Origin of the sequence: Pseudomonas halotolerans, from assembly GCF_039581215.1 — a bacterium.
Lineage (GTDB): Bacteria > Pseudomonadota > Gammaproteobacteria > Pseudomonadales > Pseudomonadaceae > Aquipseudomonas > Aquipseudomonas tehranensis.
In genome coordinates, this window is sequence record NZ_JBCNTJ010000004.1 from 91,159 (window position 1) to 113,862 (window position 22,704).

Sequence of the window (22,704 nt, forward strand, 5' to 3'; positions counted from 1 at the left end):
GCACTAACGGGGTTACTTCACTTTAGCTAACCACGCTGGAATGTCGTCGCAGAACTCAACTTTGCTGTCCCTGATCAACATCCTCTTACGCGCTGGATGACGCCAGGGGCCGATGACTTGAGAAAATTGTATTTGCCCTTTGGGACCAACTTAGGAAAACCTCCTCGATACGATTGCACTCCGGCTCATCCAGGTACATGTGAAAAATCCCATGGGCCAGATACTCGGTGACGCCAATCAGTTTTTCGGTTTCCGTGTAGGTGGCGTTTTTTACGCAAGGAGGGTACTTGATTGTCGATTTTGCGCTGGAGCCGGGCGCCGTTCGTTGACTGTCGATATTCCAGCCAGTCTTCAAATCAGCCAATAACACTTTGATCGAAGCGCAGAATTCGGATGTCAGCAGGGCGAGAACTGCATCCCTATGCTCAAAGGGTGAAATTTTTTCCAGCTGCTCTACAAATGCCTCCAGTTGCCGAAGCTGTACGCGAATGTCGGCAGCCTTGAAACCCAGTGACCTCCATTGTTTGCCGCCTTTTATTTTCAGATCGGGCTCGCCCTTGCGTGGGCCGAAATCCTTGGCTGACAGACTCTTGTTATAGGCATTCTCACGCACGTAGCTGAAGCTCATGAACGCGCGAAGCACGATCTGGTAGATAGCCCTGGTGGTTTGTATTTTCTCTTCGTTGACTCTTTGGGCTTCACGCCTGTGATCTTCTGCGCGTTCCCGTCTGCTTCTTTCCTGGGCATTTCGGCCTTCGTGCCGGGAAACGAGTATCGCCACGATGATTGCGTAGATGCTGCCGATGCCTTGAAGCCATGCGGGAAGATCCTGGCTGCCCCAAATCAGTACCGCAGACATGATTATGATGAAGGACGTGGCAATGGCGCCGTACATGAACACCTGAGAGTCTTGATTCGATTTCTGATTGGCTTTGCTCAAGGTCTTCGTGATGCCCAGGACAAGCAAGCAGGATAAAACGATGATAAAAAACGTAGCACGTTGCCCGATGGCGTCGGCGGTGAGGAGGGTCATGAGCTGATCTTCATTGTGAAGCTCAGTGGGGTTGGCGTTCCAGGCATCTTCGGGCTTCCTTGAGGGTTGATGGCTCAATGCTATCTTCTGGGTGTTAATTCGGACAAGGCTCGCGAACACACCGCTCATGATGAAATGGTTCAAGACCCTCACCCGCACAGATGGAATTGGTATGAAATACAAGCTGCTGGATTCGACGGGCACACCCATGACCTTGCCTTTCCTGATCGCCGCGAAAGAAAGCAAGGTGGTCTTCCAGGCGTGGGCAATGGTGGAGCAACGCGTGAGCCTTGATCTGACTTCGATGTTCGTCACCAACCGTTTGAGCCTTTGGTGACCATAAGTTCTGGATGACGCTCAAGGACATGCCCTACGTCGCAACAATTTTCTCGCACGCTATCAATTCCTCTGATAGCGTGCAGAAAACATGATTCAAGTGAGGTGGAAGGCTTCTTCAATCGTCTTGATCAAACGGTCGCCATCTACACCTTTGTAGGCTTGAGGATTTGACGCCAGCTCAGCAGGCACTTGGTCAAGAAAGCTCTTCAAATCGCGCGCCAGCCGTTCCGGTAGTGGGGCCATTCCTTCGGTGAGACCGACAGTCAGTACTATCACATCCCTAAAGTGTTTTTTGATATCGCGACTGTCTACTGGAATACCTTGCTCAAGCTGCGCCTTCTTGTTAAGCCACGCATGGGCTTTGAGGGGAACGAGCCGGTCGGCACCAATGTGGCTGATCTCCTGGGTGTGATCAACGCCGTCCAGAAGAAAGGCGTAGTACTCGTCATCAAGAATGATCGCAGATAGGCTGGCGGCTTGCTCCTCCACGGGGACCTTGGTCATTCTGGCCGCTTCTTCGTGCTCCAGGCCATCCGGGAGACGGGAAAACAGCTCGACCTGAACGGGAAAGGATTTGTCCTCCGGATTCTGAAAACGATAAAAAACCGGGGAGTCTCCATCGCTGTCACCATTCTGGCGAATGGCATAGCCGCCGTCCTTGATGAACTTCCAGAACTGCCCGACGAACGCACGATCAAGTGCCTCGACGACCAGGACGATATCCAGGTCCTTGGTCAGTCGAAACTCTTCACCCAGTTCCTCCATAGCAATCGAGGCTGCCACCCCGCCGATCAGAACGTAGCTGCCCTGGAAGTCCCTGAAATACTCTCGAAACCGGTCGACACCCACTACCATTTCACGTTCTCCATCATTTCATCCAGACACATTTGCACGCGTTCATCATGGTTATCCTTGAGGCTCAGATAGAGAGAGAAGGGGTCTACCGTCCTCGTGGCGAAGTTGCTGCGTGGTGGCTCATAACTCCAAAACTGAATGCAACACGCTGCATGGTTTTGCGGCACTTCAAGGTAGGGCGCCGTGGTCTCGAGTTTCGATTTGGCCGTTTTCGAAGTTGAGCTCCAAGCGCCGAACTCTTCCCCATAGGCCGCAGCCGTTTCAGCCTGCGCGCGCGCACGAAGCTGATCGAACTGCGCCGTCGTCATTGCAACACAAGGGACTTTTGGGCTGGCAAGAAGGCTCATCTCCGCCAGGGCTGTTTCTCCCGCCAACAGCATTGGGGTATCAAACGCCTCAGGTATTACATTGAGCCAAAGGGTTTTCTTGACCGGCGTGCGCATGGACTCCTTCGCCATTTCCCAAGTCTCCCTGGGCGATAAAGGAAAAAGGATGGCTGCCTCACCCATTTCCTTTCCAGGCTTAACAATGTCCAAGTCGGTCAGTTCCTTGATCGCTCGGGTGACGGTCATTTTTGCGTAGGTAAAAGATTGCTCTAAGGCAGCGCGAGTGGTCAGAAACGGGTGATGCCATCCTTTGATCAGATATTGAATCAGTATGGCTTGGGTGGCGGGGCTCAGGACCTGAGGTTTCTCCAGGCGCTGGCGGTAATACTCACGCAAATCCATGCCAAAGGCCGGAAGGAAAAGCTGATTGCCCGGCACGATGAACTGGACGCCTTTCTCCACCAGTCGCTTGCGGTCATAGCTCGGAAGCGTGTCGGTGACGAAAATCATCAGGTCGCCGGTATCGGGCAACTTGTTGTATGCCTGCAAGTTGTGGATGGCCTGGATATGCTTGGCGACATCCGCAACGCTGGCTTCGCGCTGTGGACGTTCCTTGAGAATGAGGCAGCCGGCCCCGAAGATTTCCGTGACGAAAAATTCGTAGCGGTCACGCAATGCATATGGAAGGATCTTGACGTGCTCCCACGTTTTCAAGCGCAGCTTCAGGCCCAGCACGTTCTCTACGTAGACTTTAAGCTCAATCAGGTCACGCCTTTCGGAGAGGTCATGCTCTTGGCGGATCGCAGTCATGGTCATTCTTCCGTATCACGATTTCAACACGGTATCAGACGTTGTGATAGCGTGCAAAATTCTTGATGCGCTTCGATAAATGTTGGCGCCTAGAGTAACGAGAGGGGCAACCATTCAGCCGCATCCCAACCTCGTGGCGAGTTCAAGCTGTCTTGATTCACGTTAACTGGACACATGTGCAGGAGAAAATCGGGTTGAGCATCGCCACGTATCATGGTTTTTGACCTCACGCCTCAATGGGTTGCTACGCTCGTACTGGCGAGATTTGGAACCGATCACCCACGGACCCAAAACCATGAAAAAACAAGATCAGGAAAACCTCCTCAACACCCTGAAAACCCGCTTCGAGCAAAACCCCCACCGCCACCCAAACACCCCCTGGGCCGACGTCCAAACCCGGCTCGAAGCCAACCCCAACGTCCTGAAGTCCCTCAGGCCATGGAAGCCACCGGAGGCGAACCCGACGTCATAGACCAGAACAAAGAGACCGGCCTGATCACCTTCTGCGATTGCGCCAAAGAAAGCCCGACCGGCCGCCGAAGCCTCTGCTACGACCGCGCCGCCCTGGACGCACGCAAAGAGAACAAACCCAAAGGCAGCGTCCTGGAAATGGCCGAAGCGATGGGCATCGCCCTGCTGACGGAAGACCAGTACCGCGCCCTGCAACAGCTCGGTGAGTTTGATGCCAAAACATCCAGCTGGCTGGCCACACCTCCCGAACTTCGCGCACTCGGCGGGGCGTTGTTCGGTGATTACCGTTATGAGCGGGTGTTCGTCTACCACAATGGCGTGCAGTCGTATTACGCGGCGCGAGGGTTTCGGGGAGTGCTTTGGGTTTGATGGTTTATCTGGGAAGCCGCTCCCCACGCGCTGGGCCTAGACGCTCAAACCGAGATCATCGTAGCCGCAGGTTTTTCACTACTGCCTCCCCTTGCGAGCCGCCAGGCCAACACAAATCAACGGATGCTGAAGCACCGCCAGTTACATGGAAAATTGCAAAGTTTTTATCTTCCGAGTGACTGAATAGATGCTCAAAATAAATGGAAGTATGACCGCTAATCTTTCCAGAGTTGGCTATCCCTCCACTGGCGAGCTGGCCTGCCGGCATGCGAGAAATAGCGCTTGAGGTGACTTGGTAAACACTGGCTTTATGATATTTATTGTGGCTTAGTCGAAAGGCAGCGGCACAGTGTACATCACCACTGATGAATACAAGTGTCTTGCCGCTCTTGTCTAACGTTTGAAAAATGCATTCAAGCAAGAGATTGCGCTCCGCATGATTTTTACGATGGTCCCATTCATCCATGCAATCATCCTTTGCTGAGTCAATCCACGACCCGACCGTCAATACCACGGATTTCCAGTGAACGAAGGGCACCGGGCTTATTACAAATAAGAGAGGTGAGGGTAAGTTTTCATTGGCTTTCAGCCATGCTTCGAATCGTTCGATTTGTTTTGTACCAAGAAGAAAGTTTTTCTTTTCAGCATTTTCGACGTCATGATGTCCGCGCAGGTCAAGCATATAGAATGGAATGCCTCCATTCTCAAAGCTGTAATCCCAAATGCATGAGTCCGGTTCATTCAGTGAGTCCTTGGAAATGCCGGTGTTGGGGTTGTGGCTGTGAGCATACTCGAAGTAAGCCGTCCTCGCAGCCGTCCACATTGAGTTTACTAATTTTCTGTCTGTGGCTTTGTCATCACGCTTGAAAAATCTGGAAATGATTGCAATTCTTTCTGAGTATTTACGAGAGCCCCAGCCATCCATGATCTCATGATCATCCCAAATCATATACTGAGGGAATTTGGAAAACGCTTCCTGCAGGTGGGGGAATTTCCAGTACACACGATAGTACCAGCGATACAGATTCAGTAAGTACGCATCAAGTTTTTTGGTGTCAAGTTTTCCGTCTATGGAACTCTCGGTTATTAAATCGTCTTTGTTGTCTTTTAACCACTCCCAGATATCAGGAAAGTGCTTGCTGTTCTGGCAATCAACGTATACCTGATCCCCTCCGCCTATAGCGAAGCGGGCGGTTGAAATATTCATTTTTTCGAGGAAGAGAGGCCAGGCGCCATAACTTCCATTCGCATTGAATGGGTCATGGCAGCTATAGAATCCAAAGCTGAAGTCAGGCATTTTTTCAGCCATGGTCTTAAAGGTAAGCGACTTGTGACACCCGATTTCTGTTCTGCGAAATGTGTCCGTACCATCGGTCTCGTCGGTCATCAGATAGTAATAGTAAAAGGTATCCTGCTTTAGGCCCTCAAGATCAAAAGTATGAGTCAGATCGTCATCCCAACTGAAGTGATAGGGTTCATAGTTGCAGTCGAAAGGTTTTAGAAACATCGCCAAGGGTTTGCCGTCTAACTTGACCAAGTCTCCGTCAATGGGTTTCGTCGACCAGACCAAACTCCAGATGCCAGGTCGATACACACGAATCCAAATGCGCGCGGTGTGAGGTGTCACATGGCCAATAATGCTCGCGCTTTGAAGTTTGCAAACGTCATATTCGTTATTCCTGGGGTCTATCAGGGCCATGGGAGTTCCTTTGCCCGAGTTGTTTTTTCAGGGGCATGAGATGGTTTCGTTGTGTGGGGTGGTGCCCCTGCAATAGGATCTACAGAGGGACAATAGAGGTTACTCCTTGCTACTGGAATCCTCCGGGACCGGCGGGTGTCTGCTTGGGGCCTTTGGGATGTTCGGAGAACTTGGCAAGAGGAACCACTTGCGAGCTTGTACGTCTGAAGCGTAAGTTTCCCAGCCCAATACAGTTACCCGCGGATTGAAGCTGTTGTTTAATTCTTCCTCCAGATTTTTCAGATAATTCCCCAGGTGTTGCACCCAGTACATATTTAAAGTGGCTACCCAGCATAACGCTAGGGTGCCGATTATCGCCAAAAGTAATGCCCAGCCCTGATACGGTAGTGCCCGTTCGGCGCTGGGTATAGCAAATGCGATAATTGCCCCGGCGAACGCGACATGTGAAAACGCCGTGCGCAGGCGATTTTGTATTTCGTTTTTTAAATGGTCATACTCCTTGAGCTTAATGTCGAGTTGTACCTGAGAATAACTTTCGGTCGTCATAATATGCCCCTGATGTTGAGAGGAACGAAGCACAGTACAGGACAACTGGACACTGCAAATGGCTGCACGAGAAGGGTAGATCAAAAGTTAGAATAATCATGTGGCTGAAGTTAAAATATTAGGCGATAAAAATTACGTAAATTATCGCTAAATTCAAAGGCAGAGCCGTTGAAGATTGACTTCGCGTCTTTGGGGAAAGTGAAGTTTGAATCTTACCGGCAAGACAAGCATCGTCGAAGCCGGCAGACCGATCGTTCCCCATCCTCTCACCTGATCCGTCAGTCATCGAGCGACCTGTGAACCGAGTCTGCTCGCGATAACGGCAGCCATGTCCATCGTTGATGCCTTGGCCCTGTTGTTTTTTTCTACAAAGCGAAGCTCCTGCTTGGGTCTGCCCCCGTCGTGAGATGCGTGTGATAGCCTAAAATGCCATTAATTCTCAATTGAGTATCAATCCTATTTGGATTTCGGATGAGTTTACGTATGATAGGCATTCTCAATAACGCCCATCACATGTGAGCCACCATGTTCGCCTCCAACCTCTCCTGCGCACAAAACACCACTGCCCCACGCTCGCCTCTGACACTTCGGCCCTTGGCTCTTTCAGTGCACATGCTGGCAATCGGTATCGTCTTCTGCGCGCCTGCTGCACAGGCGGCGGAGCAGGTCGAGCAGGTTGAGACGGGAAACTCTCTGACCTTGGCCCCTATCGCGATCACGGAGACCGCTCCCCGCGAGCGCAGTGCCGTCACCGAAGACACCCACTCGTACACCACTGACGCGGCGCGCACGGCCACGCCGTTGAGCATGTCTTTGCGCGAAACGCCGCAATCGGTCAGTGTCGTTACCCAGCAGCGCATTCAAGACCAGGACCTGAAAACCATTCTCGATGTGGTTAATAACGCCACCGGGGTTTCGGTCAACCGCTACGAAACGAGCCGGGCGCAGTTCAACGCCCGGGGCTTTGAGCTCAACTCGTTGATGATCGATGGCGTACCCACCATTTACGAGCAGCCCTGGAGCTCAGGAGAAATTTTCAGCAGCCTGGCGATGTATGACCGCGTTGAAGTGGTGCGCGGTGCCAACGGTTTGATGACCGGCGCCGGCGACCCTTCCGCGTCCATCAATATGGTGCGCAAGCGCGCCAGCAGCACTGAACTCAAAGGCTCGGTCGAACTGAGCGCCGGCACATGGGACACCTATGGCGTTGAGGCCGATGTGGCGACCGCGTTGAACGAGGAGGGAACTATTCGCGCGCGTCTGGTCGGGGAGACCAACGAAGGCGATAGCTGGATGGACATGAATTCGACCCAGCGCCAAACCCTCTACGCCACCATGGACATCGACCTGACGCCCGACACCACGCTGTGGTTCGGTTTGAGCCGCCAGGAAACCAAGGAGAATTCGCCGATGTGGGGCGGCCTGCCGGTCTGGTACGCCGACGGCAGCCGTACTCGCTGGAGCCGTTCGAAGACCACTTCCGCCGATTGGAGCAAATGGGACACCACCTACGAAACCTACTTCGTCAACCTCGACCACACCTTTGCCAACGACTGGCAAGTCAACCTCAGTTACAACCGCGGCGAACGCACCGGCGACTCCTCCCTGCTTTACCTTTCTGGCAATCCCGGCAGGGATGGCAGCTCTGGAATGAGTTCGTTCCCGGCGACCTACAAGACCGAAACCACCCAGGATGATTACAGCATTCGTTTCAATGGCCCGTTCTCGCTACTGGGCCGTGAGCACGAGTTGGCCTTCGGTTACGTGGACAGCAAGCAGAAGTTCGACGCCGATGCACTCAACGCGCAAACAGGTTTTGGCGGGGTGGCCAATTTCGATGCTTATAACGGCAACTTTCCCGAGCCGGTATGGGGCCCAAGGTCCGACTACGGCTACAGCGAAACACGGCAGAAGGGCCTCTTCGCTGCCACCCGCTTGAACGTGACCGATGACTTGAAAGTGATCCTTGGCGCCCGTGAAAGCTGGTACGAAAAGACCAGTGATGACATCTATTCGGAAGTGAGCAAGATCGATGTTGATAACGAGCTGACGCCCTATGCCGGCATTGTTTATGACCTCACCGACACTATTTCGGCCTATGCCAGCTACACGGAAATTTTCCTGCCGCAGTCGGTGCGCGACCGCAGTGGTCAGACACTGGAGCCCATCGTGGGTGAGAGCAATGAAATGGGGCTCAAAGGAGAATTCTTCGAGGGCCGTTTGAACGCCTCCGCGGCGATTTTCCAGATCAAGCAGGACAACCTGGGCCAAAGCACCGGCCAGTTGATCGACCCTTCGAATCCCGTCGGCGGCTATGCGTACGAAGCCAGCGAGGGCGCCACCAGCAAGGGCTTCGAGCTGGAGGTCTCCGGCGAACTGGCCACCGACTGGAACGCCTCGGTGGGCTATACCCAATTCACCGCCGAAGACGCTGAGGGTAACGAGGTGAACACGCTGTACCCCACCAAGTTACTGCGTACCTTCACCACCTACCGCCTGCCAGGCGCCTTCAACAAACTGACCATTGGCGGTGGGGTTAACTGGCAAGACTCGATCTACACCTACGCCACCAACCCGGCCGGCAACCCCGAGAAGATCCAGCAAGATGCCTACGCCCTGGTCAACCTGATGGCGCGGTATGAAATCACCGGCAACCTCTCGGCGCAGGTGAATGCCAACAACGTCACCGACGAAAAGTACTTCGACATCTTCGATGCCTACGGCGCCCTGACCTACGGCGCACCTCGCAGCATCACCGCTTCGGCGAAGTACCGCTTCTAAGCAATCCTTGGGCGCCATTGCCCGCCGCTAAACCAAATGAACACGACACCGGCTTTTTGAGCCGGTGTTGTGCCTTTTCGCCGGCCCTACACCGAACCATCCTCGCTGTACGACCACGCAAGGACACCCGAACTTGTGGCGAGGGGATTTATCCCCGCCGGGCTGCGAAGCCGCCCCCAACCATCCAATACAATGCTCCCGGAACATGGCGCCCGGGTTGGCCCTCGTCTACCGTTGACAGGAACCGTCACCCCCCTGGAGAAAGCCCCCATGTTCACCTTCCCCCGAGCACACCAGAGCAGAAGATGGGAAGGGCAAGGAGCCCTATTCGGTGGGGGAATTCCTTGGTATGGAAGGGAGGGCCTGGGCGTGTGCTTCGGTTTCAGTACGCTCTGGGCCAAGATCGGTGCGCCCTTTGACTGTTTCGCCACGTTGCGGGCCAGGAAGGAGGACGTCTCCCGGACGCAGGAGATGCTGAGCGAGTCAATGACGTTGGGCGAACTCGTGGCGATGGGCAGCACCGCCGATGCGGTCATCGGACGCGACTCGATCAAAGAGACGGCTTACGCTGATGGCGTTGCCAGCCACATCGTCCTCGACGTCCTCCAGAGGACCGGGGCTCGCCACTTCATTATCTCGTTCTATTTCGTCGGTGGTCCGCAGGGCCGTGGTGCTCACGCCATCGCGGCGTCCTTCGATGAGGGCCAGACGGGCAGACTCTTTGACCCCAACTACGGTGTCGGTGCTTATCAATCGAGGACCCACCTGTGCAACGACCTGCATGCGCTACTGGCGAGCTACGTCCTTCCCGGTGGGCATGTGACCGAAAGCTACCTGTTGGAGTTTGATCACGAGGATGAATTCGGTGAGTTCCAAGGAGCCGCACTCCACTGATCGGAATCAAATTCACCTCACGTCAGTGGCCGGGGAGTTCGGATCGATAGCAAACCGGCGAACTCCCCTGCACCTGCTTCTCCACTTCATCCTCAAGCCATTCGGCCAACACCACCGCGAACTATCGATTAAACCGTTCAACCAACGAATATTGAGTCTTGGCCGTTTGGGTCAATTCCTTGCTGAGCTCTGCCGAATGCCTTGCTTGCTCCGACGTTTGATCCGCCAGGTTCGCGATGGTGTGGATGTTGCGGCTGATTTCCTCGGCAACCGCCGTTTGCTCTTCAGTCGCAGCGGCAATCTGGCTGGTCATGTCGGTAATGTGCGCCACGGCTTCACTGATGCCCACCAAGGCTTTGTCCGCTTCAAGCACCCACGTCACGCCTTCTTCGGCCTGGCGATGCCCGCTCTCCATGGTCTTCACGGCGTTGTTGGACGAGGCCTGCAGCTTTGAAATCAGGCTATGGATTTGTGCAGTCGACTCAGTCGTGCGCTGGGCCAACTGACGGACTTCATCGGCAACTACCGCAAAACCTCGACCCATGTCTCCTGCGCGAGCGGCTTCAATGGCCGCGTTCAGTGCCAGCAGGTTGGTCTGATCGGCAATGCCTTTGATCACGTCCACCACTGTGCCGATTTCGTTGCTGTCCTTAGCCAATTGCGCGACCGTGAGCCCGGTTTCACCCACCACCGCCGAGAGACGCTGAATAGCTTCGCGGGTGTCCCGAGCCACTTCGCGTCCACGCCCGGTGAGCACATTGGCTTGCTGGGTAGCATCAGCAGTGCGTTGAACGTGGCTGGCGACTTCTTGCGTGGTGGCTGCCATCTGATTGACGGCGGTCGATACTTGTTCGGTCTCCACGCGTTGGCGTTCAAGTCCGCGGGAGCTGTCGACCGCGAGACTATCGGATCTGCCGGCGAGTTGGTTCAATTGCTCTGCCGTATCCTGCAGTCGAGTGAGGCAGGTTTTGAGCCGGGATGCCTGGCTGACGAACGCCGTTTCAAGACGCGCCTGAGGGCCGCGCTCGTCGCTGTACATTTTCGCCAGCAACGAGTCGGAGGTTGAGGCTTCTGCCGTTTCCAGCAGGCGCAACGTTCCTCGGTTTTGCCAATGCGACACAAACAGCCCTATGGGAACCGATGCTGCGACAGCGAGAATAATGGCTTCAGGAATGCTCAGCAGCGCACCACCCAGCGTGCCCACTAAACCCATGACCAAAACCGGCAGCCAAGCGAGCAGCGCGGGTTGCCATTTATCACTGCCTGGGACGGCCGATTTTCCGAGACTGATGCGCTTGTAGAGCATTTCGGCGCGACGGATCTGTTCGGCGGTCGGCTTCACTCTGACCGATTCGTAGCCAACGACCTGACTGCCTTCGAAAATCGGCGTGACGTAGGCATTGACCCAATAGTGATCGCCGTTTTTCGAGCGGTTCTTGACGATGCCCATCCACGGTTTGCCCTGCTTCAGCGCCCCCCACATATGGGCGAATACGGCAGAAGGTACATCGGGGTGACGAACGATATTTTGCGGCGCGCCGATGAGGTCCACTTTGTTGAAACCGCTTATATCGACGAAAGCATCATTACAGTAGGTGATGACGCCGCGTGCATCGGTTGTCGAGATAAGTTTTTGTTGAGGTCCGAGGGTCACCTCGCGCTGCGTAACGGGTTGGTTGTTTCTCATCAATATCGCTCCTGTGCCCTAAGCTAGAGGCATCGGCCGCAATGAGAGAAAGCTGAGCGAGTAATGCTTATAGAACCTGTCGCGCGTCGGATAAGTGGCTTCCCGCCGCGATGTACAGCGGCGACATTGCGATCCCCCTTGAACAACCGCCCATCATTCACCCAGCACCGCTGACCTGAAGATACCGCTGAACCCGTGGCGAGGGAGCTTGCTCCCGCTGGGCTGCGCAGCAGCCCCAAACACCTCCGGCAGCCACTCGGCAATCGGGAGTTCGTCCTTGCGACAATTGCGCGTCCATAGACGGTCCACCAGAACCCGCACGCCATCTTCAGTGCCCGCTGATTCGTAGGCTCGTTTGCAGTGGATCATGAGGGCATGCCCCGAATCCCCCAGTCACCGACGAACCCACATCCCGTGCCCAGTCTGCCCGCAACAAAAAACTCGACGAAGCCGCCACTCGTGCCTTGGACTACTACCTGAAACCCAAGCCAGAGAAAGAAACGCCTGACAATCCCAGCACTATTTTCCGTATTGATCCTGATGTTGATTCGGAGTGTTTGCTCGCGAACCTCAGTGAGAACCTGGCTTCAGCGAATGCCATGATCAGCGATCTGGCGTTTGATCTGGATGGGGCACGACGGCATGTGGCGTTGGGGATTTTGCAGGTGATTGAGGTGAGTGAACTGTTGGCGAATCGGGCTTTGGGTATTGTTGAGGTGAGGTAGCGCTCAGCTGCCGTTGTAAAATAAAAAGGTCTTGTTTAACAAGACCTTTTTTTAAATAAATCCCTCTGTTTTACTTCTTTAAGAGGGATCGGTTGTTTCTAGCTGGAAGACCCAAAGCTGATCTGGAAAGCTACCAGAGTATAAGCCGAACACGCCATTGGTGTTGTAATAAAGGTTAGGCATGCCTTTTTGGATGCCCAGTTTGTTCTTTATATACACGCCCGCGAGTTCAGGGTCAGTGCTGAATTCCCATACCTGGTCGGGGCTATGCTCGTAAGCATTGTATTCCATTGAGCAGGTGGCCAATTCACTGCCGTTGTCGTTCCAATAAAAAGTGAGGTATGAGTTATACGCGACGCTGCATATTTTCAGATCGCCATCAAGGTTCTTTATATAAAATAATTGGTTGTTTTGGTCAGTGTCTGCGATATAGGCTTTTCCTGCGTCGCTGATGGTAATGTACTTTCCTGTTTGCGCATTCATAATCCTAAAGGTCACCCCTTCAGGAATGTTTTCCGCATTGACAGTAAAGGTCTGTATAGTGAAATGTTGGTCGGGGTAGTCCGGATTATAGACGCCGATACCAGCATTGTTGTTGGCAAAAAGGTTCAGGCCGGTGGCGCTGTTTTTTATCGTGACCACTTCCGGATTTTTACTTATTTCCGTAATGTCCCAATGTTGGTCCTCATAGTCCGCATACCCTAACGGATACAAACCGACTTTATTGTTGCTAGATGAGTAATCTGTCAGCCATTTTTGCGCATAGACATTAAGTATCTTTATTTCCCTAGTGTCGCTGCCGTGTTCTGGCTGAATAGACCAATAGGAAGGATATTCCAATGGGTTGTAGGGTTCGGAGTGATCCAAAATCTCAACGCCTTCTTTGTCTGGAGTCGCGGACAAGTACCCAGATGAATTGCAGGCGCGGACAAACATAGTGTCCGCATAGGCAGACAGATTCGGCTTGACATACAGCGGCTCAGAGTCGTAAGGAGGCGTGACCTGACCCGTGTCATGCTCAAGATGTAGATACCAGATTTTATGGCTGTGATCCAACTTGTATATTGGGTCGAGCGTCGCATAAACAACCAAGTCCGAGCTGCCGTAGACCCCTTCTTTTTTTGCACCAAAATAAGCGTCGGCGTCGGGGTTGGTGTTCTTTACCTTAAATATTCCCGATAGCTGTGATACGGCCCAGCCCAAAATTGAACCGGCAGCCGCCCCGCTTCCTCCTTCCTCCCAGTCAGCGGAATCGAATCCCAAATCATCAAGTTGTTGTACATAATCACCAGAGAACTGTTCCCACTGGCTAAGATTGATAGCATCTCCGGGTCCTTTAACCCTTGTAGAAAACCAAATTAAACAAGCGTGAGCCGTTTGTGTATCGTTGGCAGCCAATTCAAGCGTAGGGCCTGCAAGTGCGTAGAAGGTTACCGGAAACGGGCAGGCGTTACGTACTTTCATTCTTCCCCAGGTCATACTTAACTACTCCTTGTTGTGAACAATTCCATAAAATAAAGTTGTGCATGGCCCTGCCTTTGTAAATAAGGCTTTATCAATCCTGATGGGCAGTGCCAAGGAACCACTGATTCATAGCAACCGATCAAGGCGGGTTTCAGGTATGCGTTGTAACCTAGTGTTCGAAGCGATCGATTTCTCTCGATCTCAACCGTAGTTGAAGGTGTCTGTTTACGCAAATTGTTGAGGTGAGGTAGGTCACGCTGGAGAATATGTCCTTCAGCCGTAATAGGGGGCTCAGCAGCCCCTTTTTGAGGGGGCAATGAGACCTGGGGCGGCGATCTGGGCGGGCGGCTGTCATCTTGCGCCGGATGGCATAGGAGCAGGCCTGTGAGGTGGTGCCGACGTCCAGGTGCGAAAAGCCCTTCAGCTAGAACTGGGTGATGACCTAGAGAGTTACAGATGACGTTCAGAGCGCGGCTAGATCCTACGGGCAAAGCGCACGCGTACAGCCTCTCGCAACCTGCTGAGATAACCGTAATATCAATGCTCGGCTGGGTGCCTGGTCAGTGCTGATCCATGACATCGCGGCCGCAAATGGGTGGGGCTTGACAGGTCTGGGATACTGAAAGCAGTACCGCGGTTAACGCGATGCGTCTATCACGACTCAAGGTGCCCTATGCGCAATGAAGAACTCAAGACAGTGTTCGACCAGCAAGCTGTCAGCTACGACAAGCAATGGGAAAGGATGGCGCCGATTCGCGCCGCCCTCTATTTGCTGCTCGAATCTCAGTTCGCCGGCCTGACGGAAAATGCCCGGATACTCTGCGTCGGTGTTGGCACCGGGGCGGAACTTGCCCATCTGGCGGAGCGCTTTCCCGGCTGGCATTTCACTGCTGTCGACCCCTCGGGCGCGATGCTTGACGTCTGTCGTCAGAGAGCCGCTCAGAATGGCTTTCTCGCGCGCTGCCATTTTCACGAAGGCTACCTTGACACGCTCGTCGCCGAGGCCCGCTACGACGCGGCTACCTGCTTGCTGGTATCCCAATTCTTGTTAGAAGAAGGCGCCCGCACCTCGTTCTTTCGCGAGATTGCCCGCCGCCTTAAACCACACGGAATATTGGCGAACGCCGACCTCGCCTCTGATACCGAATCGCCGGCCTACGAGGTGCTGTTATGCAGTTGGCTGACATTGATGTCCTCCGATGGTCTTCAGCCAGAAGTGCTGGCGCGAGCGCGTACTGCCTACGCCAGGAATGTTGCGATCCTGCCTGCGCGACAGGTCGCGGGGCTTATTGAAGCCGCCGGGTTTGACGCCCCTGTGCAGTTCTTTCAGGCGGGATTGATGCACGGATGGTTCTGTATGCGGCAGACCGATCTAGAGTGAGTTAGGCGCACTGTCGCCGGAATACTTCTAAGCCTTATTCAAGACAGACGATTTGAATGATGCGGTTGTCGCCATGAATCGTTGTATGCGTCCACTCTTCTATCGTCTTTATCTGCTGTGGTGACAGGTCGTAGACGAAGCAGAAATCTTCAGGTTTTGTCCAACCCATCAGCGCGGCCAACGGGTCCATGTATGCGCTTGGGACTTCTACGGTCTGAATTAGCTCTTCAGTGGTCATGTCGAAAATTTCAACCGTGGGCGTCATTTTTCTACTTTCCTTGTTGGATCGGCAGGACGCTTTACGCCGCCGTCACGTACAAACGTTTTGGATGGGTGAGTGATTAGTTGTTTTTACCAATTGGTTCGGTACCGAAATGCGATTTGGTAGTCGAATTTTTCTGGTTCGATTGGATGGTCAAAGAAGGGCTGAATGATCGGTATCCACCCGGCGCGCACATCAAAGCCCCCGTCATATATTTCTGGTTCGCCTTCCAGAGCCAACGCAGTGATTACCGACAAGTCATCCCCTAGGTCGTTCGAGTATTCTTCGCCTTCACCCAGCTCGGTTTTCTTGTCATACCAATCCAGCCTTAGTTTTAAGCCCATCGAGTCCTCACAAATACCTTTTAATGTTGCGGTTTTTTCTAGCCTGACCTACTTGCGCGCCCGTCTCGTGATCGAACGCGCCTAAATGACTGCCATCGCTTGCGCGATATGCCTCTAGCTCACCATGTCTGGAGTCCCATTCGTAAATGGTCCTTCCTTTAGGATCAACCCACCGCTCTCTAAGTCCAGCCCCTGCTTGTTTTGGTGTTTTCTTTTTTGCCGATTTTAGATCCGGAAAACCGGTGATTTCTCCGGTTTCTGGTGCTGGATGGTAGTCATAGTCGGCATTGCCGCTTCGCCTGACAGAGACGACGACATAAACCGGCCGAACCCCCGAGTCCGCCGGAAACACCAGAATGAAATCCCTGTACTCCGGCGGATAGATCGGGTGGACGATGATGCTGTCGGCCATCGGCGTCGGTGGATAGATCCAGATGTGAGGTGCCTGGGGCGCCGCTTCCAGGGCGGGGATGCCGAGGGTGTCGGACGGGTTGGTGGCCGGCGTCCAGATCAGTTCAATGCCATCCCCCAGATCGGCGATGAACTGGTCGGCTCGCGGGGTGAACTGCACAACCTCGACCATTTCCCAATCGCGGTTCTGGCCGGTGTAGAAGCCGTAGCCCTTGAGACTGCCGTCGGCCTGCTGCTCGATGCTCAAGCGCATGCGGCTGCGGGCCTGTTTGAGGTTGCGTAACTGGTCTTCGCTGTAGAGCGCGCTGTCACCCAGATTGGACGGCCAGAGCAGGGCGACGACGCCTGTCAGCAAGGCTGCGCCGACGGTGCCGCCCGCAGCGGCAGCCGTGGAAGTTGCCGAACCGCCCAGCGCGAGCCGGCCCAAGGTAACCGGAACCGCGCCAGCGCCGAATGGCTTGAGGGGGAGCGTGCCGGATGGGTCGGCGCTCCGGCCGCCCAGCCACATGAGATCGCCGTACTGCTTGACCAGATCTGCCGGCACGTAGCCGTTGGGGTTGCTGTAATCGATGATGCCGTTGGGGAGCTTGCAGCTCTTGGCAAACACGCATCCGGGCACGGTGGGCAAAGGCTTGTTATCCACCGCGGCCCAGCGTTCTTGCTCATAAGCCGCCTGCCGAGCAAGCATGCCTTCGTACGCCTGCTGCCGGGTTTCGCGCTGGGCCAGTTCGCTGGCGGTCATGTCCCGATAAGTGACGTGATGCCCGTCACCGCTGGGCGGGTTGCGGACCTGGGGGATGTCCTTTTTGCGTGTCGCCACGTCGTGAGTCTCGTCCGGAAAAATGCAGGACAGACGCTAACGCGGGAAGGGAGGGACGCGATGTAGGAGCTTTCTTGAAGTGGTTGTTCTGGTTTCCTCAATACCGGTAGGGCTGGCTATTTGAAGCTCGGAAAAAGCTGAAGCGTCAGATCGGGCTGTCAGATATTGGGCGCCCGCAACTCGCCAGCCGACCTCGCCTTGCGCCTTTACCTACAACTACGCCAGAATCCGCCGGCTTGTTCGCCTTGGGTTGCGTCGGTAGTTTGAGTCCTGTCACTGCTCATCAGTGATCGGGTTTAGTCGCCCGTCGTTGCTAAGTCGCTCAAGCGTCCATCAGTCAGGTATCCCCATCCCTGCACTCGATGGTGGCTGTGCGCAGGGCGCCTCCGGGCGCGCCGATTTCTTAGCTCGTCGGTCGACTAACCTGCGTACAGCTGCCTCCCAATCGTTTAGTCGCGAACGGGAAGTAGCCTCAACCAAAGAGAGCTAAGGCCATGGTCAAAATTACACCGAATCCTCCAGTTACAGACGAACCCACATCACGGGCCCAATCTGCCCGCAACAAAAAGCTCGACGAAGCGGCCACTCGTGCCCTGGATTACTACCTGAAACCCAAGCCTAAGGGTGAAACGTCTGACAAGTCCGACTCTATTTTTCGGATTGATCCAGAGGTTGATTCTGAGTGTTTGCTTGCGAATCTGACTGAGAACCTGGCTTCGGCGAATGCCATGATCAGTGATCTGGCGTTTGATCTGGATGGTTCGCGGCGGCATGTTGCTTTGGGGATTTTGCAGGTGATTGAGGTGAGTGAGTTGTTGGCGAATCGGGCTTTGGATATTGTTGAAGTAAGATAGCCGAGCCGCTCGGCTGCACCAAAAAGGTCTAGCACAGCTAGACCTTTTTTGTTCAATGGGAAGTGTTTTCCGCCCTTCGACGAAACCTCAGAAAATGAGGGGGCGCATCGTGCAGGTTTAAGTTATTGGACCGGGCGCCGATAGGTGTGCGGAAGAAAATCACCCAAGGACTGGAAACATGTTTTACCCACGCGAAGCTGAAAAAGATCATCTGTACAACCGAATAGTCCTGCTGACCGTTGCATGCCTAGTCTTGCTGTTCCTCGCATCTCTGGCAAAGCATTCAGGGTCCATTTACGGAGCCATTCGATGGAGCGCCGTCGAGGTAAAAGGCACCGTAACGCAACTGGAAAGCATCCCGATGAATCCCAACGGCATAATTCTTCATTACCGCTATGTCGACAGCGATCAGCAAGCCCATGAGGACGAGTATGCGGACCAACGCTATAACGAACACGATCAGTACGAGGTAGGTGGCGACATTCCTCTGTTGTACTCACGCTGGTTCCCTCAAATCAGCAGTATCGCCACCGAGCTACATACGTATCGCACCGGCTTCATCATCATGGCTGGCGGAGTCGTGCTGACATTGGTATGCCTTGGAATCTCCTTCATGACCTTTGGACGAATTTATCGTATGAAGGAAGAGGATCGCTTCTATTGAAAGGCTGTGAGTCTAGGATCTCTGAGCGGTCGGCCTGCATCGTCTTGTAGAGAATATGGGGGGGCAGATTTCTCCCGAATAAGAAGTCTGGTTCCATCCCTTTTTTCCTCCTCATGGATTAGGAGCTATTGATGACCGTTGCCTCAACACTTAAACAGTACTCGATAAAAAGCTGGGCCGCTGTCGTAGCCATTGTTGGCTTGCTGGCATGTTTCCCCACCATTTCCTCTTGGTTGGCCGAGATGAGGGCCGACTACTACAAAAGCCATTTTATTGGCCGTTGGACCGAGGAGTTCAGTTATCCCAACGCCGGCGGCGTTCAGTTCGAATTCAAGGGCATGATCGAGTACTTCGCCAACGACCATTACAACGTTAGCGGCGTGGTCGCGTTGGTCGGTACAGAGCCTTCGAACCTCTTCCGGCTCGAATACAGCGTAAATGGCGCGGGTGGCTGGAGTGCTGATGGCGAGAACCTCTCGTTCACATTGCAGCAGATGAAGACGTTACCCAAGGCCTATATAGTTGACGGCAAGGCTGTTTCGCCGTTGTGGGTGGCGCAGTTTGTTGGCCCGAGCATGCCCAACCTCAGCGATATCTACCCGGCAGGAGCATCGGGGCAGGCGCGCATCAAGGAGCTGAAAAAGGACAAGATGGTCTTGGAGCAAATGGACCCCCAGGGCAGGCCCTACATCGTGACGGGCCATCGTCAGGTCGCTGAGCAGTCTGGGCAGCCTTGATTTGAGGCCTAGGTATCTGCAGGAAGTGGACAGCGTCAGATCGGGCTGTCAGACATTGTGCGCCCGCAACTCGCCAGCCGACCTCGCCTTGCGCCTTTGCCTACAACTACGCCAGAATCCGCCGGCTTGTCCGCCTTGGGTTGCGTCGGTAGTTTGGGACCTGTCACTGCTCATCAGTGATCGGGTTTAGTCGCCCAGGGTGAAACAGGTTGTGCAAGGCGTCATCCAGTCGGGATTCCCATCCTGCACTCGCTGGTGGCTGTGCGCAGGGCGTCCTCGGACGCGCCGGTTTCTTGTTTCCCCGGTCGACTAACCTGCGTACAGCTGCCTCCCATCGTTTAGTCGCGAGCGGGTGATGGCTCCAACTACAGGAAGCAAGACGATGGCAAAAGTTACTCCGAATCCCCCAGCGGCAGACGAACCCACCTCCCGCGCCCAGTCCGCCCGTAACAAGAAAATCGACGACGCCGCCACGCGAGCGTTGGATTTTTATCTGAAGCCCAAGCCTGAGAAAGAAACGTCTGACAAGTCCGACTCCATTTTGCGGATTGATCCGGGGGTGGATTCTGAGTGTTTGCTTGCGAATCTGAGTGAGAACCTGGCTTCGGCGAATGCCATGATCAGTGATTTGGCGTTTGATCTGGACGGGTCGAGGCGGCGGGTTGCGTTGGGGATTTTGCAGGTGATTGAGGTGAGTGAGCTGTTGGCGAATCGGGCGTTGGATATTGTTGAGGTGAGGTAGATAGCAATATCACGTGCTACCTAGGCTAGAAAAGGCCTTGTCCAGCAAGACCTTTTCTTGCCCGCTGGAGACTCGTGCGTTCCATAAACGGTATCTTGTAGCGAGTGGATTGCTGGGATTACATTTGAGGATACATGCTGCTCGATTTCGGAAGGGAGGCTAGATGTCGTAGCTAACGGTAAGCGACTCTCTAAATTCTATTTGAGACGCTGAACTTATGCTCGGTGAAAAAAGCTTGGCTTAGCTCATCCAATCACACGCTTGGGTTTGCAGCCAGCCGCCAATAGCTTGCCCAATTTCGGCAGATCCATGTGACGAGTAATCCCGTTTGTAGAAAGTGTAAAAGGACGGATTTATTTTTCTTTATTCGAAATATTTTTTATTCTGCCTTTCGTATTGATGTTACTTAACTGATCTTCGATCAGCACTAGTAAAAATCATCGTTTGCGATCGTCGATGAATTTTTCACTTGGCCATACAATGGAAAAGGTTCTACACATGAAGATTACGGATATTGTCCACAATTATCCAGATGGTTCCTGCTTAGCTCGTGGTTTGTGTCGAGTTAGATCATTCGTGAACGAGTCAGGGATAGTGGTTCTGCTTACTGATTTGGGTAATAAAAATGATGGCCAGTCAGTAACGAACGCTGTGGAGCATATTATCAAGTCGCTGCAGGTGTTGGGTGTCGTTATGGGCCCGGCAACATTTTTGGAGCACTACGAGCGAGAAGACCCTCGGGGCGATACTTTCGATGTTGTCACCGTTGGGTCTCCTGGTGGGACGCACTGGGAAACTATAAGTCGTGAAGAGGCATGTCGACTGATCGGATGTTCACTGAGCGAGTTGGATGAGCGGAGTTGGCAAAATGCTCGCATTGTTGCGGAAGCGGACCGGCTACGTTTTTCTAGAAACCGATTTGTTGATTCTCCCTATCGGGGGAGCAATGCCGTAATAAAACGTCGTTTGGAGATCGATGACGGAATGATTTCTAGGGCAGAAGTGAAGGCATTGATCGGCGCAGGTGCTCGCGAGCGAGATCTCCAATGCCTATTGAAAAGAGACCTTTCAATCTTTGCAGAGACCTACGCCCAGCCAGATGATGAGTACATTTGCTTTTCGGAGTTTCCTTTAGCAGACGGATACGTTGACTTCGTGGTACTCACTGGGCGCTCGCGCATGGACGTAATTTTGATCGAGATAAAGGGCGCCGATTTCAACTTGCTGAACGCAGACCATTACAAGGAGTTCAATCATAAGATCCACCAAGCGGCCGGCCAGCTCAGAAACCGTTTAGGACATATCTATCGTGAGCTTTCAACGTTCAGAGATCATGTCCATTCCGTCAGGGCCAGAGCTGAACGGGGAGAGTTGATTCATAACGCTTTTATGGGGCCTCACGATGGGCTTGAGGTTGACCCCCAAAAGGACATTAACATTCGAGCAGTTCTCATAGGGGGGCGGACGGTTGATGATCGTGCAGAAAGTACAAAGAGGCACGACTACGAACACCGTTTCACTCCTCCGATCAGGATTGAGTCTTGGGATACCTGGATACGTAGGCTTCAGCGATCTTGATCCTCTTTCTTAATCTGATGGCGCGTCCCCCCCTGCGGTGCTATGAGATAAGGGGGATTTATTTTTTATATGTGTCCGAGTAAATCCGTCACCATTTACATATAGTTGCACCGTTCGCCTTGAAATCGATAGGCGCCAAACTCATGAAACGTTAAGTCAGGCGCCTGTCCCGTCAGCTTTTTTTTGGCGGTGGTGGTGGCGGTGGAGACTTCGAAGGGTTTCCGTGATCTTTAACGAAGCGCATTGGAGGCGGTGGTGGCGGTGGAGGTTTTTGATTGCTCATGCTGGTATAGCTCCTGTTGGTGGGTATAGAAAGGAACGAACGATAATACTGAAAGGATCATGGTGAGCGTCACGTAGTTTGCTAACGATACGAGTTTCGAACCACGCTTATCGTTGTTTACTGTATTAAATGTTGCGCCTTCAATGTAGTAATTCAAAATAATAGATCTGAAATAGATTTCGGCATCGTCATCATTTTCACCGTGAACGGCGAAGTGAGCGGTCGCAGTGGCACGATACGCCTCTAGCTCGCTCAGCGTCGGAAGTCCTCTATCGAAATCGCGTAATTGCCAAGATGAACGAAAGTAATACGCCCCGCAAAGTAGGCAGAAGACAGCGCATAAATAAAGAGTCCAGAATGATACGCCCACAAAACCGTCATCTGTGTTGGGTGCCTTACTCAGCATGTACGATAAAAAAGATAAGAGTACGCCAAGAATGGCCAGAGGAAGGTTGAGCCTCGATATTAGCTTCTCCTTACGTTCCAGTTCGTAAAAATAAACTTTTTCATAAAATGCAAACCTTGCTGCGTCGTCCACGAGGGCATCCTTCAAACTTGGAGCTACCATGCCACACTAAAACCTGAGTCAAGGAGCTTAACACTGCATGGTTGGCTTCAGCTTTAATCTC

General features: G+C 53.5%; 21 protein-coding genes and 3 pseudogenes. 11 read left to right on the plus strand and 13 right to left on the minus strand.

The genetic code is table 11. The features are described from left to right. Positions 1-85: 85 nt before the first annotated feature. Positions 86-1,177 (minus strand): hypothetical protein, encoded by a 1,092-nt coding sequence (locus AAIS01_RS07150; protein WP_343468431.1) that lies wholly within the window; start codon positions 1,175-1,177, stop codon positions 86-88. Positions 1,178-1,205: 28 nt separating this feature from the next. On the opposite strand from AAIS01_RS07150, the gene AAIS01_RS07155 reads away from it, so the two are divergent. Continuing rightward, positions 1,206-1,370, plus strand: a complete 165-nt coding sequence (locus AAIS01_RS07155; RefSeq protein ID WP_343468432.1) for a hypothetical protein — start codon at positions 1,206-1,208, stop codon at positions 1,368-1,370. A gap of 95 nt (positions 1,371-1,465) precedes the next feature. Here AAIS01_RS07155 and AAIS01_RS07160 read toward each other — a convergent pair whose 3' ends face one another. Further along, positions 1,466-2,227 (minus strand): hypothetical protein, encoded by a 762-nt coding sequence (locus AAIS01_RS07160; protein WP_343468433.1) that lies wholly within the window; start codon positions 2,225-2,227, stop codon positions 1,466-1,468. Further along, the gene (locus AAIS01_RS07165) at positions 2,221-3,363 is read right to left on the minus strand and encodes a hypothetical protein (RefSeq protein ID WP_343468434.1); all 1,143 of its coding nucleotides are present in this window, start codon (positions 3,361-3,363) and stop codon (positions 2,221-2,223) included. Before AAIS01_RS07165 ends, AAIS01_RS07160 begins: the two co-directional genes overlap by 7 nt. A gap of 295 nt (positions 3,364-3,658) precedes the next feature. On the opposite strand from AAIS01_RS07165, the pseudogene AAIS01_RS07170 reads away from it, so the two are divergent. Next, positions 3,659-4,203, plus strand: a pseudogene (locus AAIS01_RS07170) (DUF4256 domain-containing protein). 55 nt (positions 4,204-4,258) lie between these two features. Here AAIS01_RS07170 and AAIS01_RS07175 read toward each other — a convergent pair. Together AAIS01_RS07175 and AAIS01_RS07180 are read right to left on the minus strand one after the other, a co-directional pair. Continuing rightward, a complete protein-coding gene (locus tag AAIS01_RS07175; RefSeq protein ID WP_343468435.1) occupies positions 4,259-5,902 on the minus strand; it encodes an alkaline phosphatase D family protein in 1,644 nt (547 codons plus the stop codon). 99 nt (positions 5,903-6,001) lie between these two features. Continuing rightward, positions 6,002-6,448, minus strand: a complete 447-nt coding sequence (locus tag AAIS01_RS07180) for a hypothetical protein (protein WP_343468436.1) — start codon at positions 6,446-6,448, stop codon at positions 6,002-6,004. Between the two features lie 612 nt (positions 6,449-7,060). On the opposite strand from AAIS01_RS07180, the gene AAIS01_RS07185 reads away from it, so the two are divergent. Continuing rightward, positions 7,061-9,229, plus strand: coding sequence for a TonB-dependent siderophore receptor (locus AAIS01_RS07185; RefSeq protein WP_343468639.1), 2,169 nt, complete (start codon positions 7,061-7,063; stop codon positions 9,227-9,229). Positions 9,230-9,499: 270 nt separating this feature from the next. Then, entirely contained in the window at positions 9,500-10,123 is a 624-nt protein-coding gene (locus AAIS01_RS07190) for a YopT-type cysteine protease domain-containing protein (protein WP_343468437.1), read from the plus strand. 121 nt (positions 10,124-10,244) lie between these two features. Here the strand turns inward: AAIS01_RS07190 and AAIS01_RS07195 are convergent, their stop codons facing one another. From AAIS01_RS07195 to AAIS01_RS25680, 3 genes and pseudogenes are all read right to left on the minus strand, one after another. Continuing rightward, positions 10,245-11,336, minus strand: a complete 1,092-nt coding sequence (locus tag AAIS01_RS07195; RefSeq protein ID WP_431191914.1) for a methyl-accepting chemotaxis protein — start codon at positions 11,334-11,336, stop codon at positions 10,245-10,247. Between the two features lie 201 nt (positions 11,337-11,537). After that, a pseudogene (locus AAIS01_RS25675) lies at positions 11,538-11,810 on the minus strand (PAS domain-containing protein); the annotation flags it as partial. A 153-nt stretch (positions 11,811-11,963) separates the two neighbouring features. Then, positions 11,964-12,179: a DUF488 family protein, N3 subclade gene (locus AAIS01_RS25680; protein ID WP_431191912.1), complete on the minus strand. Its 216-nt coding sequence runs from the start codon at positions 12,177-12,179 to the stop codon at positions 11,964-11,966. Positions 12,180-12,190: 11 nt separating this feature from the next. Between AAIS01_RS25680 and AAIS01_RS07205 the strand changes: the two are divergent. Next, positions 12,191-12,535: pseudogene (locus tag AAIS01_RS07205) on the plus strand (DUF6124 family protein); the annotation flags it as partial. Positions 12,536-12,613: 78 nt separating this feature from the next. On the opposite strand, the gene AAIS01_RS07210 reads toward AAIS01_RS07205, so the two are convergent. After that, positions 12,614-13,999, minus strand: coding sequence for an RICIN domain-containing protein (locus AAIS01_RS07210; protein WP_343468439.1), 1,386 nt, complete (start codon positions 13,997-13,999; stop codon positions 12,614-12,616). A gap of 673 nt (positions 14,000-14,672) precedes the next feature. Here AAIS01_RS07210 and AAIS01_RS07215 point away from each other — a divergent pair. Further along, positions 14,673-15,380 (plus strand): class I SAM-dependent methyltransferase, encoded by a 708-nt coding sequence (locus tag AAIS01_RS07215; RefSeq protein ID WP_343468440.1) that lies wholly within the window; start codon positions 14,673-14,675, stop codon positions 15,378-15,380. 34 nt (positions 15,381-15,414) lie between these two features. On the opposite strand, the gene AAIS01_RS07220 is transcribed toward AAIS01_RS07215, so the two are convergent. From AAIS01_RS07220 to AAIS01_RS07230, 3 genes are all read right to left on the minus strand, one after another. After that, entirely contained in the window at positions 15,415-15,645 is a 231-nt protein-coding gene (locus AAIS01_RS07220; protein ID WP_092454010.1) for a DUF7683 domain-containing protein, read from the minus strand. A gap of 86 nt (positions 15,646-15,731) precedes the next feature. After that, positions 15,732-15,986, minus strand: a complete 255-nt coding sequence (locus AAIS01_RS07225; protein ID WP_214915794.1) for a colicin E3-like toxin immunity protein — start codon at positions 15,984-15,986, stop codon at positions 15,732-15,734. A 7-nt stretch (positions 15,987-15,993) separates the two neighbouring features. Next, entirely contained in the window at positions 15,994-17,217 is a 1,224-nt protein-coding gene (locus tag AAIS01_RS07230; RefSeq protein WP_343468441.1) for a colicin E3/pyocin S6 family cytotoxin, read from the minus strand. Between the two features lie 494 nt (positions 17,218-17,711). Here AAIS01_RS07230 and AAIS01_RS07235 point away from each other — a divergent pair, with 494 nt between their 5' ends. From AAIS01_RS07235 to AAIS01_RS07255, 5 genes are all read left to right on the plus strand, one after another. Then, positions 17,712-18,071 (plus strand): DUF6124 family protein, encoded by a 360-nt coding sequence (locus AAIS01_RS07235; RefSeq protein ID WP_343468442.1) that lies wholly within the window; start codon positions 17,712-17,714, stop codon positions 18,069-18,071. A 178-nt stretch (positions 18,072-18,249) separates the two neighbouring features. Beyond that, positions 18,250-18,735, plus strand: a complete 486-nt coding sequence (locus AAIS01_RS07240; protein ID WP_343468443.1) for a hypothetical protein — start codon at positions 18,250-18,252, stop codon at positions 18,733-18,735. 131 nt (positions 18,736-18,866) lie between these two features. Continuing rightward, the gene (locus tag AAIS01_RS07245; protein ID WP_343468444.1) at positions 18,867-19,472 is read left to right on the plus strand and encodes a hypothetical protein; all 606 of its coding nucleotides are present in this window, start codon (positions 18,867-18,869) and stop codon (positions 19,470-19,472) included. Between the two features lie 382 nt (positions 19,473-19,854). Next, positions 19,855-20,214 (plus strand): DUF6124 family protein, encoded by a 360-nt coding sequence (locus AAIS01_RS07250; RefSeq protein WP_288914270.1) that lies wholly within the window; start codon positions 19,855-19,857, stop codon positions 20,212-20,214. A gap of 498 nt (positions 20,215-20,712) precedes the next feature. After that, positions 20,713-21,792 (plus strand): Shedu immune nuclease family protein, encoded by a 1,080-nt coding sequence (locus AAIS01_RS07255; RefSeq protein ID WP_343468445.1) that lies wholly within the window; start codon positions 20,713-20,715, stop codon positions 21,790-21,792. Between the two features lie 230 nt (positions 21,793-22,022). Here AAIS01_RS07255 and AAIS01_RS07260 read toward each other — a convergent pair whose 3' ends face one another. Then, the gene (locus tag AAIS01_RS07260; RefSeq protein ID WP_343468446.1) at positions 22,023-22,613 is read right to left on the minus strand and encodes a hypothetical protein; all 591 of its coding nucleotides are present in this window, start codon (positions 22,611-22,613) and stop codon (positions 22,023-22,025) included. Between the last annotated feature and the right edge of the window lie 91 nt (positions 22,614-22,704).

What these genes read in the sequence shown, in the direction of transcription:
- AAIS01_RS07155 (WP_343468432.1), top strand. Translation starts at nt 1,206, where the DNA reads ATGAAATACAAGCTGCTGGATTCGACGGGCACACCCATGACCTTGCCT.
- AAIS01_RS07160 (WP_343468433.1), bottom strand. Translation starts at nt 2,227, where the DNA reads ATGGTAGTGGGTGTCGACCGGTTTCGAGAGTATTTCAGGGACTTCCAG.
- AAIS01_RS07165 (WP_343468434.1), bottom strand. Translation starts at nt 3,363, where the DNA reads ATGACTGCGATCCGCCAAGAGCATGACCTCTCCGAAAGGCGTGACCTG.
- AAIS01_RS07175 (WP_343468435.1), bottom strand. Translation starts at nt 5,902, where the DNA reads ATGGCCCTGATAGACCCCAGGAATAACGAATATGACGTTTGCAAACTT.
- AAIS01_RS07180 (WP_343468436.1), bottom strand. Translation starts at nt 6,448, where the DNA reads ATGACGACCGAAAGTTATTCTCAGGTACAACTCGACATTAAGCTCAAG.
- AAIS01_RS07185 (WP_343468639.1), top strand. Translation starts at nt 7,061, where the DNA reads ATGCTGGCAATCGGTATCGTCTTCTGCGCGCCTGCTGCACAGGCGGCG.
- AAIS01_RS07190 (WP_343468437.1), top strand. Translation starts at nt 9,500, where the DNA reads ATGTTCACCTTCCCCCGAGCACACCAGAGCAGAAGATGGGAAGGGCAA.
- AAIS01_RS07195 (WP_431191914.1), bottom strand. Translation starts at nt 11,336, where the DNA reads ATGGGTTTAGTGGGCACGCTGGGTGGTGCGCTGCTGAGCATTCCTGAA.
- AAIS01_RS25680 (WP_431191912.1), bottom strand. Translation starts at nt 12,179, where the DNA reads ATGATCCACTGCAAACGAGCCTACGAATCAGCGGGCACTGAAGATGGC.
- AAIS01_RS07210 (WP_343468439.1), bottom strand. Translation starts at nt 13,999, where the DNA reads ATGAAAGTACGTAACGCCTGCCCGTTTCCGGTAACCTTCTACGCACTT.
- AAIS01_RS07215 (WP_343468440.1), top strand. Translation starts at nt 14,673, where the DNA reads ATGCGCAATGAAGAACTCAAGACAGTGTTCGACCAGCAAGCTGTCAGC.
- AAIS01_RS07220 (WP_092454010.1), bottom strand. Translation starts at nt 15,645, where the DNA reads ATGACGCCCACGGTTGAAATTTTCGACATGACCACTGAAGAGCTAATT.
- AAIS01_RS07225 (WP_214915794.1), bottom strand. Translation starts at nt 15,986, where the DNA reads ATGGGCTTAAAACTAAGGCTGGATTGGTATGACAAGAAAACCGAGCTG.
- AAIS01_RS07235 (WP_343468442.1), top strand. Translation starts at nt 17,712, where the DNA reads ATGGTCAAAATTACACCGAATCCTCCAGTTACAGACGAACCCACATCA.
- AAIS01_RS07240 (WP_343468443.1), top strand. Translation starts at nt 18,250, where the DNA reads ATGTTTTACCCACGCGAAGCTGAAAAAGATCATCTGTACAACCGAATA.
- AAIS01_RS07245 (WP_343468444.1), top strand. Translation starts at nt 18,867, where the DNA reads ATGACCGTTGCCTCAACACTTAAACAGTACTCGATAAAAAGCTGGGCC.
- AAIS01_RS07250 (WP_288914270.1), top strand. Translation starts at nt 19,855, where the DNA reads ATGGCAAAAGTTACTCCGAATCCCCCAGCGGCAGACGAACCCACCTCC.
- AAIS01_RS07255 (WP_343468445.1), top strand. Translation starts at nt 20,713, where the DNA reads ATGAAGATTACGGATATTGTCCACAATTATCCAGATGGTTCCTGCTTA.